Here is a 16,213-nt window from a genome sequence, read left to right as displayed (position 1 = left end):
TGAACAGGTGCGGAGAGGATCAGGAAGGGCTGGATGCGCTCGGTTGAGGATCAGCAGATCAAGGTGACCGCGGCGGCGGTCGCACCGCGGCCGGTCCGGGTCGCGATCTCCGAAGCGCAGGGGCTGTTGTGCGCCGAGGACATCGTCACCGAGCGTCCGCTGCCCGGTTTCGACCAGGCCGCGATCGACGGATACGCCGTGCGCAGCGTCGATGTGGCCGCGGCGGGCACCGAGATCCGTGACGAGAACGGCGAACTCGTCGACCTCACCCTGCCCGTGGTGGGCGAGGTGGTGGCGGGTTCGCGCCAGCCCATCCGGCTGCAACCGCGCCAGACGGTGCGCGTGGACACCGGTGCACCGCTGCCGACGCTCGCCGACGCCGTGCTGCCGCTGGATTTCACCGACGGCGGCCGCGCCAGGATCAAGGTCTACGAACCGGTGCGCTCCGGGGACTACGTCCGCCGCGTGGGCGACGACGTGCAGCCCGGGGATGTGGCCGTGCGCGCGGGCACCATCATCGGCCCGGCCCAGGTCGGCCTGCTCGCCGCGGTGGGGCAGGACAAGGTCCTGGTGCATCCGCGTCCCCGGCTGTCGGTGATCGCGGTCGGCGGAGAGTTGATCGACATCGACCGCACCCCCGGCCCCGGCCAGGTCTACGACGTCAACTCCTATGCTCTCGCCGCCGCGGCCAGGGACGCCGGCGCGGATGTGAACCGGGTCGGCATCGTCAGCACCGATCCGCGCAGGCTGCGCGATGTGGTCGAGGGTCAGCTGGTGCGCTCGGAGGTCGTGGTGATCGCGGGCGCGGTCGGCGGGTGGGCGTCCGAGCAGGTGCGCGAGGCGCTCGAGGGGCTCGGCGAACTCGAGATCGCACGGGTCGCCATGCATCCGGGTTCGGTCCAGGGATTCGGCAGACTCGGCCGGGACGAGGTGCCGACCTTCCTGTTGCCCTCGAACCCGGTGGGCGCGCTGGTGGTCTTCGAGGTGATGGTGCGGCCGCTGATCCGGATCGCGCTCGGGCGCAGGCATCCGATGCGCCGGATCGTGCGGGCCAGGACCATCACCCCCATCAGTTCGATGGAGGGACGCAAGGGCTACCTGCGGGCCCAGCTCATGCGGGACGAGGCGACCGGCGACTATCTGGTGCAGCCGCTGGGCGGCGCGGCCGGATCCTCGCACCTGCTGGCCACCCTCGCCGAAGCGAACAGTCTCATCATCGTCGAACCGGACGACACCGATTTCCGGACCGGCGACGAGGTGCAGGTCGCCTTCCTGTCCCAACGTGGCTGACGTGCGGGCAGCGATGGAGCACGGCTGAAATATGGAGAGCATGAACGTATTCCGGGCCACGCAGCATCCGGGATGGCCCGCCCGGCTCGGTCCGGTGCAGGTGGCCGCCGGTGCGGTGACCCTGCGGCCGGTGCGATTCCGCGACGCCGCCGCGTGGAGCCGGCTGCGGCTGCGCGACCGCGAGCATCTCGAGCCGTGGGAGCCCACCGGGCGCGGTAGCTGGGAGGCGCGCAACCACGCCTCGAACTGGCCGTCGTTGTGGTCGAGCCTCAAGGCCGAGGCGCGCCGGGGCGCGATGATCCCATTCGCCATCGAGGTCGACGGCGTGTTCGTCGGTCAGTTGACCGTCGGCAACATCGTGCGCGGCGCGCTGCGTTCGGCCTGGATCGGCTATTGGGTGGCCAAGGATCGCAGCGGACAGGGCGTGGCCACCGCGGCGCTCGCGCTCGGTCTGGACCACTGTTTCGGACCGGTCGGATTACATCGAGTGGAAGCCACCGTGCGACCGGAGAACCTGGCGAGCCAGGCGGTGCTGCGGCACTGTGGATTCCGCGAAGAGGGATTGCTGAAGCGCTATCTCGACGTCGACGGTGCCTGGCGTGATCATCTGCTGGTGGGAATCACCGCGGAGGAATTGAGCGGCACCGTTGTCGAGCGGCTGGCTCGGGCGGGCCGTATCGTTCTGCCCTGAGCCGATATCTTTGCGCCCGAAATCGAAGGTCGATATTCCGGCTCGCGCCGGATCAGCATCCGCGCCTACTCTCGTGATGGTGGCATTGTGACAGGTGTGGCCGATGTGCACGGCGCGCCTGCCGAGCCCGCAGCTCTGCGCGAATTAACCTACCGACGTCGGAGGTGTGCCGTTCGCGAGCGACGCCACTGCTGAACGGACAGCCCGAAAGGATTGAACTGGTGGGGACGGAGGTGACGGCCTGATGCCGAATTCGATCCTGTGGATCGGCTTGGTCGTGCTCTGGGTCTTCGTCCTGTTCCCCATTCTCGCCGACCGGCACCCCAGAATCCGGCAGACGACCGACGCCGCGCTCGCGACCAGAGTGTTGCATCGCGGCGGCTCCAAACGGCGGCTGCGCTATCGACCGAACCGAGTGCGGAGAAAGCGTTTCCACAGCGATGATGCGGAGGACCGGATGACCATACCGGCCGACGAGAAAGTTTCCGAGATCGACGACCTCGCCGAATTGCTCGACGAGGCCACCGACGAGCGGCGGGGCAAACGGGTCGCCTCGCCGCGCTCCGCTCGCGCCGATGCTCCACCGCGCGAAACGGATTCGTCCGACGAGAGGCGGGATCGCCTTCCGGCCGATATCGACGACACCGACGAAGGACCGCGCCGCGAGCGCACCATCCGACGCGGTGGCGCCCGCCGAACCGCCCCCGGGGCCGCCGATCTCGATGACGACGAGGCCGAAAGGCCCGTCGCCGAGACCGCTCGGCCCGGGGACGCCGACGTCCCCGCCGATGTCTCCGCCGACGACGAGGACGCCGCCGGCGACGACAAGGACACCGGCGAGGCCGCGGACGCGGAGCTCGTCGAGTCCGGCCGCGCCGACGCCGGGACGGACACCGGAGCGGAGAGCCGGCCCGAACGCACCGAGACCAGGCAGATCACGGCTCGCATTCCACCGGCACGCTCGACGGCGCCCGTGCGGGCGCCGGATCCGGGCTACGGCGTGTCCGTGGATTCCGACGACGAGGACGAGTTCGGCGACGGTGAGTACGCGGACGCCGACGACGAGAACGGCGGGCGGGATTCCGCCGACACGCAGCGTGATTCCGATCGCCGCGGGACCGACGGACGTCGCAAGGGTCGCCGTGGCTCGGAGCGTCGGAAATCCGACCGCCGGAATCCCGAATCCGGTGATGCCGCCACCGACGCGGACGGCGATTCCGGAACAGGCGATACCGAATCCGGCGGCGCCGAATCGGAATTCGTGCCGAACAGGCGCGGTCGTGGTGGTTACGACCCCGAGGCCGACGCGATCGCCCGTGCCGCTCGCTACACCTTCCGCCAGCGCGCCGTGCTGGCGCTCATGCTGACCGCGCTGATGACCGGAGCGCTCGGCCTGATCATCAGCCCGATGTTCTGGTGGGGCAGCGGCCTGTCGATCGTGGTGCTCGGCACCTATCTCGCCTACCTGCGCAAGCAGGTGCGGATGGAGGAGGAGATCCGCAGGCGTCGGGCCGCGCGCCTGGGCCGCCGTCGCCGGGAGTCCGCGGACGACGACGAGTTCGAGGAGCAGGTCCTCGACGCCGACGAACGGGTCAGGATCGCCACCGGCGGCATGGACCGCGCCACCGCCCGCGCCCTGCGCCGCCGCTCGTCGCTGCTGGACGTGGACGACGAGGATCCGCTCTTCGAGCACCTCGAAGCCTTCGATCCGGCCACCGCCCGCGCGCTGCGCCGGCGCACCGGCACCGACCCGCGCAGGCAGGCTGCGGGCGAATAAAACCGCAGTTCAGGCGGGCGATTCGGTATCCGGGCCGCCCGCCTGATACAGTGTCACAGCGCGGTTCGCAAGAGCCGCACGGGGCTATAGCGCAGTTGGTAGCGCGTCTCGTTCGCATCGAGAAGGTCAGGGGTTCGATTCCCCTTAGCTCCACCCTGGCGGGCTTACTGAAAGATGGGCGGACATAACGTCCTGAAGTAGAGCCCTACATGATCCACAGCTGCGGGACCGTTGCCTCATCGAGGTGCGGTCCCGTTCGTTTTGGTTGAGCTTGTCTCCGATTGTTGATGCGTGGGCGGAGCGCCGTAGGCGTCGCGACGACGGTGCCGGCCTCGGTCCGACCTGCACCCGGCGCGTCTTGTCCGCACTGTGTTACCGGGCGCGGGCATACTGCTGGTGTGGGACGCGATCGCGATCGCCGCCGATGTGTCGAGCCACAGTCCGTGCTATGGCACCGGCTGGCTCCGGTCCTGCTGTGGCGGGAACACCGCCGCCGGAACGAACACCGGGTGGCGTCGTGAGTCGCGCCCGACTCGGCCCGACCGGACTTCCACGGGACCAGGTGCCGGCCACATTCGATCGTGGCGCTGCCTATTACGACCGGCTGGTCGGATTCAACCCCGGCTATCACAAGCATCTGCGTCTGTCCGCGCGACGTATGCAGCTACCCGGGAACGGCGCCGGACTCCGGCTGCTCGACGCCGGCTGTGGTACCGGCGCCTCGACCGCTGCGCTGCTGTCGGTCGCCCCGAAGGCCGAGATTCTCGCCGTCGACGCATCGGCGCAGATGCTCGCCCGCGCACGAGCGAAACCCTGGCCCGCGACAGTGCGGTTCCACCACAGCCGCATCGAAGACCTCGACGCGGCGGGCATCGGCCGTTTCGACGGTATCTTCGCCGCGTACCTGCTCCGCAACCTCGCCGACCCCGACGCACAACTGCGCGCGTTCGCGGCGCTGCTGCATCCCGGTGCCCCACTCGCCGTGCACGAATACTCGGTGCGCGGATCACTGGCGGCCCGTCTGGTCTGGAACGCAGTATGCGGCGCAGTGATCATTCCGGCCGGCGCGCTGCTCACCGGCGACGCCGGCCTGTACCGGCATCTGCGCCGCAGCGTGACTTCGTTCGACAGCGTGCCCCAGCTCCGGGCGCGGTTGCGTGACAACGGCTTCACCGCAATCCGGGCGACGACTGTGCCCGGGTGGCAGCACGGCATCGTGCACACCCTCACCGCGACCGTGCCGCGGCCCGGCGCTGACACCGAAGGGACACCGTAATGCGTGACCGCCCCGGCCGCGACCGACGTGTCGTCCACCATCGCGCCGCACAGGCCTCCGGACGCAGCCGCCCCGGCAGCCGCCCACGCGTCGTGGTTGTCGGCGCCGGCATCGCCGGGCTCACCGCGGCCACGGGGCTCGCCGAACGTGACATCGCGGTGGAAATCATCGAGTGCCGGTCCTACCTCGGCGGCCGGGCCGGCGGCTGGACCGACAACTTGCCCGACGGCACCGCGATCTCGGTCAACCGTGGGTTCCACGCCTTCTTCCGGCAGTATTACAACCTGCGCGCACTACTGCGCCGCACCGATCCGGAGCTGCGCCGACTCGTCGCCGTCGACGACTACCCCCTCGTCGACGGGCACGGACGACAGGACACCTTCCGAGGTCTGCCACGGACCCCGCCGTGGAACGCCCTCGCATTCGCCGCCCGCAGCCGGACCTTCTCGCTACAGGACTTGCGCCGCATCGATGCGCGCGCCGCGGCGCCGCTCGCGGCCGTGTCCGTGCCCGCGATCTACGATCTGCTCGACCACCTCGACGCCGAAACCTTCCTGCAGCGGATCAACTTCCCCGCGACCGCTCGCCATCTCGCCTTCGAGGTGTTCTCCCGCAGCTTCTTCGCGCCACCCACTCAGCTGTCGGCGGCCGAGCTGGCGACCATGTTCCACATATACTTCCTCGGCTCCAGCGAAGGCCTGCTGTTCGACGTCCCCACCTCGAATTACGACACCGCCTTGTGGTCGCCGCTACGCGAATACCTCATATCGCGCGACGTCCGGATCCGCACCGGAGCCACGGTCACCGCCGTGGAACCCGGTGGCGACCGCACTGTCCGGGTATACGAACGAGACGGTAGCGATATCGCCGCCGACGCCGTGGTTATCGCCACAGATGTCGGCGGTTTGCGTCGCATCGTCGAGAACTCGCCGCAGCTGGGCGATGACGCCTGGCGTGCATCGATCGGGCGCTTACGCAGCGCGCCCCCGTTTCTGGTGTACAGGCTCTGGCTGAACAAGCCGGTCGCGCCGCATCGGCCGGCGTTCCTGGCTACCGGAGGGCTCCCCCCGCTCGACAACATCAGTGTGGTGAACCACTACGAGCAACAAGCCCGCACGTGGGCCGATCGCCACGGCGGCGCCGTGCTGGAACTCCACGCCTACGCCCTGCCCCAGCAGCTCACGCCGGCCCAGGAGCACGATATCCGCGCTCAGCTCCGCGCTCGGTTGAACCACCTCTACCCGGAAACCACCGACGCCCGGATCCTCGGCGAACACCTGCAATGGAACCAGGACTGCCCCCTGTTCGGAGCCGGCGACCACGCGCACCGGCCCCCCGTCCGCACACCACACAACCAAGTCGTGCTGGCCGGCGACGGCATCCGCATCGACCTGCCCGTCGCGTTGATGGAACGTGCCGCCACCACCGGATGGGCAGCGGCGAACGCGTTGCTCACCCAATGGGGACTACCCGGTCACGACCTGGATACCGTGCCGACCAGCGGCCGCAACGCCCTGCTCCGCCGACTCGCCACCCGCTACGGATCGGCGACCGCGCGTGCTGAGGACTCCCGATGAACAACATCCTGGTTCGGCGGTGGCCCGGCCGATGGCCACTGCAACCCCTCGATCCCGGCCGCTGGACAGACCAGCAACCGACCTACCACGCGGCGAAACCCGCCATCATCGCCGCCGCGCTCGAACGTGCCCAACGACGCCCGTCCGGAAATTGGTATGTCTTCGCGGCCAGCCGAGACATCCGCACCGATCGGCCGTTCGGATTCACTGTCGCCGGAACCGAACTCGTCGCGTGGCGCGACCGACAACAGCGACTCGCCGTGGGGCCGGGAGCATGCCCGCACCTGGGTGCGCCGCTGGCGCAGGCACACATCGACTGCGGCACACTCGTGTGCCGATGGCACGGACTGCGCCTGGATCGCAGCGGCGCGCCTGGCTGGACACCGCTACCCTGCCACGACGACGGCGTCCTGGCCTGGGTCCGCCTCGATCCTGTCGACGACGGCAGTTCCCTCGAAACACCCGTGATCGGCGCCCGCCCGCCCGCGCACCGCGCCATCTCCGCGGTAGCGACCGTCAGCGGCGTGTGCGAACCCACCGATATCGTCGCCAACCGGCTCGACCCCTGGCACGGCGCCTGGTTCCACCCCTACTCCTTCACCCACCTCGAAGTACTCGAAACCCCGCCCCTTCACCAGGACTCGACCGAACGCGACGACCGGTTCCTCGTCGCGGTCACCTTCCGAGTCGGCCGATGGCTCGGCGTCCCCGTGCGAGCCGAGTTCACCAGTCCGGAACCCCGGACCGTCACCATGCGCATCGTCGACGGCGAAGGATCCGGCAGCGTCGTCGAAACCCACGCCACACCACTCGGCCCCGGACCCGACGGACGACCACGAACCGCCGTCATCGAGGCAGTCATCGCCGACTCCACCCGCCCCGGCTTCGCCCACGCCCACCACGCCACACGCTTCCTACGGCCGATGATGACCCGCGCCGCGGCCCGACTGTGGCGCGACGACCTGGCCTACGCCGAACGTCGCTACCAACAGCGCAAGCGATAGTCGCGAACGCTCAACCGCGCTCATAGTGGACGGGAGCCCGGTCATGCGTGGTATCGCGGAACAACAATGATCAGCTCTCAGCGACTGCGGCTATCGCAGAGCCGATGTGCGGGAGGTGTGCCTGCGCGGGCTGCGGTCCGCGCCTGGAACCGTCACCTTCGTGATCGCACTGGTCGGCGCCCCTCCGTGATCTGCCGCTGATACGGTGGACGCCGCTGTTCATCATGCGGGTCGTGTCAGGGCGATCATGGACGAGGGGTGATCGCCCTGACACCAGTCCCTGCCCTCCGCCGTGCCCGCCGACGGTGGCCACGAGCCCTTGTCGGGAAAAGGTTCCGCCCGATCACTCGCGCGTACTCCGATGTGCTTGCATACTCTGTGCGGGGCAGCGTCGCTGCCTTGTACATAGGCGCCGGAACACGCCGGCGCCACGGAAACTCTCCGGGGGTACACGTGACCGACAAGACCATGCGGGGCTCTGCCCTGCGCAACAAGCGATCCCGCCGCGCGCGGCTGGGCGGTGCCGCGCCCGCGCTGCTGGCGGCGTCGCTGATCGCGGCTCTGGTGGCGGGCTGCTCGTCGTCCGACGACGGCGGCGACACCAAGGCCGCGCCGGTGACCGGGCCGCTGCCCGACGCCGCGCAGATCATCCAGGAGTCCTCGCGGACCACCCAGACCCTGCAGTCGGTGCATCTCGATCTCGAGGTGACCGATGTGCCGAATCTGCCGGTGGAGAGCGTCTCCGCGGATGTGACCAACCAGCCGCAGGGCGCAGGGCAGGCCATGGGGGAGGCCAAGGTCAGGACCGCACCCGAGGAGCCGTTCATCGACACGAAGTTCATCGTGGTCGACAAGACGCTCTACACCGCGGTCAACAGCTCCAGCTACGCGCCCGTCGGGCCGGCCGAGCAGGTCTACGATCCGGGCGTGATCCTGGACAAGGACAAGGGCTTGGCCAATGTGATCGCGCAGGTGCAGAACCCGAAGGCGGAGGGCCGCGAGACCGTCGAGGGCATCGCCGTCGTCAAGGTCACCGGCACCATCGACGGTTCGGTCATCGACCCGGTCGTGCCGCGTCTGGGCGAGGGTGCGGGCACCCTGCCGATCACGCTGTGGATCGCCGACGTGCCGCCGCCCAGCGACGGCGGCTCGGCGTCGACCCGCCCGTCGGACGCCGCCTCCACCGGTGACGGCCCGAACCTGGTGCGCGCCGTCGTCGACAAGGACGGTGGCACCGTCGAGGTGACCCTGTCCAAGTGGGCCGAGCCGGTCAACGTCATCAAGCCCGCGAGCTGACGCCGGGCAGGCGATAGGACACCCGGTCCGGAGCGTGAGGCGGCACAGCCGCTCGCGTTTCCGGACCGGCTGCTTTCCCAGCGCTTTCATCTGACCCGCCGTCCCCGCTCAGTCAGGGCGGTGGGCGTGTACGCGAAAAATACATTCCGACAACGCAGTTCGCAGGCCGGGTGGGGAGGCCGGCCTGCGAACTGCCATTGTCGCGACATCGCCGGGCACGGCGATTCCGTTCGCCGCGCAACGAGGTTCGGCGATGCCGGTCCGCCTCTCGCCCCGCCTCGCGCGGGCATCTCGGCGACCGCTTAAGAGATTGTTCAGTGAAGTACAAGGCGCCGCGGGGAGCATTCACTCTCGACGACAGCGCCGGCGACCTGATCGGCACCAGGAAACGCCGTTCGGACACGGAGGATTGACATGACGACAAGTGACCGCCCGGAAGTCGAGGAGCGGGACTTCCGTCGCCCCCCCGCGCCTTCCGGCCCGCCGCCTGTCTCCAACGTCTGGGTGTACAACGGCAAAGCCTACGACTTGTCGGATTGGATCTCCAAGCATCCCGGCGGCGAGTTCTTCATCGGGCGCACCAAGAACCGCGACATCACCTCGATCATCGGTTCCTACCACAAGGATCCGGAGCGTATCGAGCGCATGCTGGCGCGCTACTCGCTGGATCGCGACGCCCGCCCCGAGGACATCCACCCCAAGGCCAACGCGCCGGACTTCCTGTTCAAGGAGGGCTTCGATAGCTGGCGCGACACCCCGAAGTACCGCTTCGACAACAAGAACGACCTGCTGCACAAGGTCAAGGCGCGGTTGAAGGATCCCGAGGTCGCGGCCCGCATGAAGCGGATGGACCGGATCTTCGACCTCGTCGTGATCGTGCTGGCCATCGCGTACTTCGCGGTGCAGGGCGTGCGCCTCGCGGAGCCGGCCTGGATGCCGCTGCCGGTGTTCGTGCTCGCCATGGTGCTGCTGCGCAGCTCGCTGGCCGGGTTCGGGCACTACGCCATCCACCGGGCCCAGAAGGGCATGAACAAGATCTTCACGAATGCCTTCGACATCAACTATGTCGCACTGGCTTTCGTCACCGCGGACGGCCACGCGCTGCTGCACCATCCGCACACGCAGAGTGAAGTCGACATCAAGAAGAACGTCTTCACGATGATGATGCGGGTGCCGCGGCTGTACCGGGTGCCGATCCACACGCTGCACAAGTTCGGTCACACCGTCACCGGTATGACGATCCGGTTGCTCGACGTCGTCCGGCTCACCCGGAAGGTGGGCGTCAAGGAGATGTACGGCAGCATGCGCGGCGCGCTACCGCACTTCATCGGCTCGTTCGGGATGCGCGCGCTGCTGCTCGGCGAGCTGATCGTGTTCACCGTGGCGGGCGACTTCTGGGCCTGGGCGCTGCAGTTCGTGGTCACGCTGTGGATCAGCACCTTCCTGGTGGTGGCCAGCCACGACTTCGAAGTGGAGACCGACGCGCTGCCCGAATCCGACACCGAGGACTGGGCGGTCAACCAGATCGAGCAGGCCTACGACCTGAAGGTCATCGGCAACCGCTATGTCGACTGCTTCCTCGCCGCGGGCCTGAGCTCGCACCGTGTCCACCATGTGCTGCCCTACCAGCGCAGCGGCTTCGCCAATATCGCCACCGAAGACATCCTGCGCGAGGAATCCGCGGAGTTCGGCGTCGAATGGCTGCCCGCCAAGAGCTTTTTCACCGATCGCTTCCCGAAGCAGATAAGCACCTACCTGTTGGCTCCCTCCCGGGAGGCCGAGGAAAAGAACTGGGGCTTCGTACGCGAACACCTTTCACCGACGGCGCTCAAGACCTGCGCGACCTACACGGTCCAGGGCTTCACCGGAATCGGCACCGTCTGACCCGATTTCCGCTGACCGCACCGAACACCACCGGAGGCAGCGCCGCCGACCACCACATTCCTCGAAGGGAAGAAAGACCATGTCCATCACCGTCGACCAGGGCGGCGCCCGTCCTGCTACCGAGCCCCGCCACCGCATCGCGCCGGTCACCGGCCACTCGCCGATGCCGCCCGCACCACCGGTCACCATCGGCGTCATCGAGGGCATCGCGACCGGCTCGCCGGAGCGCAGCGTCGATCAGGCCGGGGCCGCCGAACAGGTCGCCGGGTTGTTCTCCGATCCTCGCCAGCAGGCCCGCATCGCCCGGATCTACGACAAGACCAGGATCGACACCCGCCGGATGGCCGTCGACCCGACCGACCCGGAATTCCTCGAATTCAGCAGACAGCCGGGCAATCTCCGCGAGCGGATGAACCTGTACTACCGGCACGCCGCGCCGCTCGCGGTGGATGTCGCCGGGCGCGCGCTGGCCGATTCGGGCTGCGCGGCCGAGGAGATCGGGCAGCTGGTGTTCGTCACCAGCACCGGATTCATCGCTCCCGGCGTCGATGTCGCGGTGCTCACCGAGCTCGGGCTCGCGCCGACCGTCGGCCGGGTGGTGGTCAACTTCATGGGCTGCGCGGCCGCGATGAACGGCATCCGCACCGCGACCGATTACGTGCGGGCGCATCCGGACAAGAAGGCGCTGGTCGTCTGCCTGGAGCTGAGCTCGGTGAACGCCGTGTTCGCCGACGACGTCAACGACGTCATCATCCACAGCCTCTTCGGCGACGGTTGCGGCGCGGTGGTGGTCGGTGCCAGGCAGGCCCGCCAGCCGCTGGCCGCGGGCAAGATCGTGGTGCGCGACAGCTTCAGCCACCTGTTCGCCGGCGCCGAGGACGGCATCGTGCTCGGGGTGAACCACAACGGCATCACCTGCGAACTGTCGGAGAACCTGCCGCAGTACATCTATCGCGGTGTCGATCCGGTGGTGCGCGAGGTGCTCGCCCGCAACGGGCTGACCAAGGCCGATGTCGACCTGTGGGCGATCCACCCGGGCGGTCCGAAGATCATCGAGGAATCGGTGCGCTCGCTCGGACTCGATCCCGAGCAGGCCGCACCCAGCTGGGATGTGCTGGCCCGCTACGGCAACATGCTCTCGGTTTCCCTGATCTTCGTGCTGGAACAGATGATCCGGCAGTCCACGGCGGGCGAGTCCATCTCGACCGGTGTGGCCTTCTCCTTCGCGCCCGGGGTCACGCTCGAAGGTCTGATCTTCGACATCATCCGTCGCTGATCTCGCGACCCATCGCTTCTCTCGAGAGAGCACCTGATCATGCAACTCATCAAATTCCTGGTCTCGATCTCCTGGACGCGCATCGTCGCGGTGATCGTCACCGGCCTGGTCTGCGGCGCGGCCAACACCTATCTGGTCACCCTGATCAACGCGGTGGTCTCGCCCGCCCCGCAGCCGCGGGCCACCGTGGAGCAGTTCCTGCTCACCATCGCGGTGGTCCTGATCAGCGGCCTGCTCTCGCAGGTGCTGCTGATCAGGCTGGCGCAGGACGCCATCTTCCGGCTGCGCTCGGACCTGAGCTCGAGCGTCGTCGCGGCGCCGCTCGAGCACCTGGAACGACTCGGCATGCACCGGCTGGTGGCCACCCTGACCGAGGATGTGCGCTCGCTGTCGCAGGCGGTGACCGCGATCCCGGCGATCTGCATCGACGTCGCGACCATCGTCGGCTGCTTCGTCTACCTGGCCACCGTGTCGGGGCCGATCTTCGCGATCACCATCGCGGGCACACTGATCGGCGTCGCCTGCGTCGAGGCGTTCCTCGGCCGGGTGCGCCGCATCTACCACGCGGCGCGCGAGAACGAGGACGCCCTGCTGCGCTCCTTCCAGTCGGTGACCCTGGGCATCAAGGAGCTGAAGCTGCATCGCGGCAGGCGGCGTGACTTCATGGATCGGCATCTGCTCGGCACCGCCGGGCAGCTGCGCGCGCAGAACGTGGACGCGGGCTCGAAATTCTCGGTGGCCCAGAGCCTCGGGCAGCTGCTGCAGCTGGGCACCATGGCGTTGATCCTGTTCGGCGTGGCCAAGGCGATGGAGATGCCGCGCGAGGTCATGGTCGGCTACATCCTGGTGACGACCTTCCTGGCGATGCCGATGCAGAACTTCATGCACCGCATTCCCGACCTGCTGCGCGGCGATGTGGCGCTGGCCAAGATCCGGGCGATGAACCTGTCACTGGAGACGCTGCACGACGAGGACCAGCTGCCCTATGTCGAGCGACCGGCCGTCGAGTCGGCGCGGCTGGAACTGTCCGGGGTGAGCTACCACTACCGGCAGGACGCGCCCTCGGCGCTGCCGCCCGGTCCGCCCGGCGCGCACAGGCATCCCGGGGGCGGGCATCCGCCGCTGCCGCCTCCGGGCCACGGGGGCGGGCCACGCCAGGGTGTGCCGGATGTCAACGGCAAGCGCACGGTCAGTCACGCCGGTGTCGACGGCAAGCCCGTCCCGCTCGGTCCGCCGCCGGGCGGGCCGGTCGGCCCCCCGCCCGGCGAGGACGGTGGGTTCGTGCTCGGCCCGCTGGATCTGGTCTTCGAGCCGGGGGAGATCACCTTCGTGGTCGGTGGCAACGGCAGCGGCAAATCGACGCTGGCCAAGCTGATCACCGGCCTGTACGTGGCGCGCACCGGCACCGTGTCGCTCAACGGCGAGGCGATCGACCACAACAACATCGAATGGTTCCGGCAGAACACCTCGGCGGTCTTCACCGATTTCCATCTGTTCGAGGACTATCTGGGGTTCGACCGGCCGGGCATCGACGAGGAGGTCCGCCGGTACCTGCGGGAACTGCGGCTCGACGACAAGGTCGATGTCCGCGACGGCACGCTGACGACGCTCGCGCTGTCCCAGGGGCAGCGCAAGCGCCTGGCTCTGCTGACCGCGCTGCTGGAAGACCGCCCGATCTATGTCTTCGACGAGTGGGCCGCCGACCAGGAACCCAAGTTCCGCGAGGTCTTCTACAAGGAGATCCTCGACGGGCTCAAGCGGCGCGGCAAGACGGTCATCGTGATCACCCACGACGACCGGTACTTCGATTGCGCCGACCGGCTGGTGAAGCTGGAACTCGGTCGAGTGGTCGAGCCGGTGGCCGTCGAGAGCTGAGCACTGTTCGCCCTATGCCCGGTGACACCCCGTGTGTCGCCGGGCATTCGGCATTTGCGCGGGGCGCGGACCGCCCGGCGGAGCGCGCTATCCGGCTGTCGATCGGGGCGCCCGGACGGGGATCCGCGCGAATCGGGGCCCGAGCGCCCGCCCGGCCGCGCGCAGCGGATCACCGCTGCGCAGGGTCCTGGACAGGATGAACGCGCCTTCGAGCGCGGTGAGCACGGCCAGGATCAGTTCGCGAGCTTCCTCCTCCGAAACGCCGCGCTTGCGGAAGCAGGCGATGCCCTCCTCGATCCACGTGGTGACGATCTCGGCGGTCACCTCGCGCAATTCCGGTTCGCTGTCGGCGATCTCGCCCGCGACCGTGACGACCGGGCACATATTGATCCACCCGGACTGCTCGATCTGCTCGGCGGCGGTCGCGAACACCGCCGGAATGCCCGTGCCCAGGTCGTCGTGTTCGTCCAGCAGCAGCGGGATCAATTGCAGGTAGGCAGCGCCGGCGGTGCGCAGCGCGGCGGCCGCGAGCTGCGGCTTGCCCTCCGGGAAATGGTGATAGAGCGAGCCCATGGGGGCGTTCGCCGCCACGGTGATCTGTTTGACGGGACTGCCGTGATAGCCGCGGGTGCGTAGTTGCTCGGTCATCGCGGTCACCAGCCGGTCCCGCGTACCCGTTGACATCTTCTCGCTCACCGTTCCAGACTAGAGCAATCACTCTAGAGCGATCGCTCGAATGGAGGCCGTCGATGCCGACCGTCGATCTCACCGCAGGACGGATGCACTACGTGGACCGGGGTTCCGGCCCCGCGGTCGTCCTGCTGCACGGGCTGTTGATGAACCACACGGTGTGGGACGAGGTGATCGACCGGCTGCCCGCCGGTTTCCGCTACCTGCTGCCCGATCTACCGCTCGGCGCGCACCCCGAACCGATGAAGCCCGGCGCCGATCTGAGCCTGCGCGGGCTGAACGAGTTGATCGCCGAATTCCTCGCCGCGCTCGATCTGCGGGAGGTGACCCTCGTGCACAGCGACTGGGGCGGTGGGCTGTTCCTCACCGCCTATGGCCTCGACGCGCGGGTAGGCAGCTTGATCGTGCTGCCGTGCGAGGCGTTCGACAACTTCCCGCCCGGCCTGCCGGGGCGGACGGCGACCCTGGCCGCGCGGTTGCCCGGCGGCGTGGTGCTGGCATTGCGGCAACTGCGGGTGCGATGGCTGCGCCGCACGCCGCTGCTGTTCGGCTGGATGACCAGACGCGGACTCTCCGACGACATGGTCCGCGGCTGGACCGAGCCCGGCCTGCGCGATCCGGCCATCCGGCGCGATGTGCTGAGTTACCTGCGCACCTACCTGCGCGGCGAGGTCGACGCCCGCGCGCTGATCGCGAACACCGAAGCGCTGCGGGCTTTTTCCGGTCCGGCACTGATTCTCTGGTCGTCCGACGACCGGGTGATGCCGCTGGCGCACGCGCACGCTCTCGCGAAAACGATCGAGGGCGCCCGATCGGTCGTCGTCGAGGACGCCGCGGTGTTGTCGATGATCGACCGTCCCGACGCGGTGGCGGCGGCCATGTCGTCGTTTCTCGTCGACACCGTCGCTCGCCGCTGAGGGCTCACCCGCCGCAGGCCTCGATTGCCCGGCGAGTCGGGCTGCCCGCCGTGCTCGCGATCGGCCGCATGTCGCCGTCGCTCGCGGCGGCGAGGGTGCGCACAGAGTTCCGGCCGGTCCGCGCGATGACGCGGACCGGCCGGAGCCGTACTCGGTGCCGGCGGATCAGGCGGCCGGCGGCCCGGGATCGAGTGGGATCTGCGAGCCCTCCACCGCGCCCACGGCCGCGCCGATGACCGCGCCGGTGACGATGCCGGGTCCGGTGGCGAAGGCGTAGCCCATGGCCGCGCCGACCGCGGGGCCGATGACGAGACCGGTCGGCAGGAACGGGATCCCGAAGAGGAACCCGACCGCGCCGCCCGCGACCGCGGCCAGGCTCGCCACCGGGGCGATCGCCACGCCCCCGATGACCGCGCCCATCGCGGCATCACCGATCACGTGTTCGGCGATCACATCCGAACGCCGGGGTTCCACACCGGTGCTGTCCAGGACATCCGAGAGCGCGTTCTCGAAACCGGCGGCGCCGCCGTTGATCTCGGCGGCCTGTTCCGGCGTGACGATGCCGGGACGGGCGAGTTCGACCCTGCCGATGCGGATCTGCTCCGCGGTCGCCGGCGCGTCGGCGACCGGATCGACGGCGGGTACCACCGCTGCGGCGAG

Annotated in this window: 12 protein-coding genes, 1 tRNA gene and 1 pseudogene; 12 read left to right on the top strand and 2 right to left on the bottom strand. The window is 68.9% G+C overall.

What is annotated here, in order from left to right:
* Nucleotides 1-33 precede the first annotated feature (33 nt).
* The 11 genes from glp to ON26_RS22845 all read left to right on the top strand — a co-directional run bounded on the left by glp (nucleotide 34) and on the right by ON26_RS22845 (nucleotide 13,946).
* Entirely contained in the window at nucleotides 34-1,290 is a 1,257-nt protein-coding gene (gene glp, locus ON26_RS22895; protein ID WP_040798420.1) for a molybdotransferase-like divisome protein Glp, read from the top strand.
* A 40-nt stretch (nucleotides 1,291-1,330) separates the two neighbouring features.
* Complete coding sequence (locus ON26_RS22890; protein ID WP_040798529.1) at nucleotides 1,331-1,981, top strand: GNAT family N-acetyltransferase; 651 nt, start codon at nucleotides 1,331-1,333, stop codon at nucleotides 1,979-1,981.
* Between the two features lie 244 nt (nucleotides 1,982-2,225).
* The gene (gene sepX / locus ON26_RS31785) at nucleotides 2,226-3,758 is read left to right on the top strand and encodes a divisome protein SepX/GlpR (protein ID WP_051027395.1); all 1,533 of its coding nucleotides are present in this window, start codon (nucleotides 2,226-2,228) and stop codon (nucleotides 3,756-3,758) included.
* Between the two features lie 80 nt (nucleotides 3,759-3,838).
* Nucleotides 3,839-3,911, top strand: a tRNA-Ala gene (locus tag ON26_RS22880).
* A 409-nt stretch (nucleotides 3,912-4,320) separates the two neighbouring features.
* The gene (locus tag ON26_RS22875; RefSeq protein WP_040798419.1) at nucleotides 4,321-5,034 is read left to right on the top strand and encodes a class I SAM-dependent DNA methyltransferase; all 714 of its coding nucleotides are present in this window, start codon (nucleotides 4,321-4,323) and stop codon (nucleotides 5,032-5,034) included.
* Nucleotides 5,034-6,611 carry an FAD-dependent oxidoreductase gene (locus ON26_RS22870; protein WP_040798418.1) on the top strand — a complete coding sequence of 526 codons (1,578 nt, stop codon included), beginning with the start codon at nucleotides 5,034-5,036 and terminating at the stop codon, nucleotides 6,609-6,611. Before ON26_RS22875 ends, ON26_RS22870 begins: the two co-directional genes overlap by 1 nt.
* Nucleotides 6,608-7,615, top strand: coding sequence for a DUF5914 domain-containing protein (locus tag ON26_RS22865; protein ID WP_040798416.1), 1,008 nt, complete (start codon nucleotides 6,608-6,610; stop codon nucleotides 7,613-7,615). Before ON26_RS22870 ends, ON26_RS22865 begins: the two co-directional genes overlap by 4 nt.
* A 468-nt stretch (nucleotides 7,616-8,083) precedes the next feature.
* Complete coding sequence (locus tag ON26_RS22860) at nucleotides 8,084-8,911, top strand: LppX_LprAFG lipoprotein (protein ID WP_040798525.1); 828 nt, start codon at nucleotides 8,084-8,086, stop codon at nucleotides 8,909-8,911.
* Nucleotides 8,912-9,325: 414 nt separating this feature from the next.
* Nucleotides 9,326-10,795 (top strand): fatty acid desaturase, encoded by a 1,470-nt coding sequence (locus ON26_RS22855; protein ID WP_040798413.1) that lies wholly within the window; start codon nucleotides 9,326-9,328, stop codon nucleotides 10,793-10,795.
* A gap of 79 nt (nucleotides 10,796-10,874) precedes the next feature.
* Complete coding sequence (locus ON26_RS22850) at nucleotides 10,875-12,071, top strand: type III polyketide synthase (protein ID WP_040798410.1); 1,197 nt, start codon at nucleotides 10,875-10,877, stop codon at nucleotides 12,069-12,071.
* A 39-nt stretch (nucleotides 12,072-12,110) separates the two neighbouring features.
* The gene (locus tag ON26_RS22845; RefSeq protein ID WP_040798407.1) at nucleotides 12,111-13,946 is read left to right on the top strand and encodes an ATP-binding cassette domain-containing protein; all 1,836 of its coding nucleotides are present in this window, start codon (nucleotides 12,111-12,113) and stop codon (nucleotides 13,944-13,946) included.
* Nucleotides 13,947-14,033: 87 nt separating this feature from the next.
* On the opposite strand, the gene ON26_RS22840 is transcribed toward ON26_RS22845, so the two are convergent.
* Complete coding sequence (locus ON26_RS22840) at nucleotides 14,034-14,642, bottom strand: TetR/AcrR family transcriptional regulator (protein ID WP_245545985.1); 609 nt, start codon at nucleotides 14,640-14,642, stop codon at nucleotides 14,034-14,036.
* A 53-nt stretch (nucleotides 14,643-14,695) separates the two neighbouring features.
* On the opposite strand from ON26_RS22840, the gene ON26_RS22835 reads away from it, so the two are divergent.
* Nucleotides 14,696-15,553 (top strand): alpha/beta fold hydrolase, encoded by an 858-nt coding sequence (locus ON26_RS22835; protein WP_040798404.1) that lies wholly within the window; start codon nucleotides 14,696-14,698, stop codon nucleotides 15,551-15,553.
* 165 nt (nucleotides 15,554-15,718) lie between these two features.
* Here ON26_RS22835 and ON26_RS22830 read toward each other — a convergent pair.
* Nucleotides 15,719-16,213 (bottom strand): annotated as a pseudogene (locus ON26_RS22830) (hypothetical protein); the annotation flags it as partial.

It is taken from the genome of Nocardia higoensis NBRC 100133 (assembly GCF_000308595.1).
GTDB classification, from domain to species: Bacteria; Actinomycetota; Actinomycetes; order Mycobacteriales; family Mycobacteriaceae; genus Nocardia; species Nocardia higoensis.
Note: the sequence above shows the minus strand (reverse complement) of the source record. Positions and strands in the feature narration are given on the sequence as shown.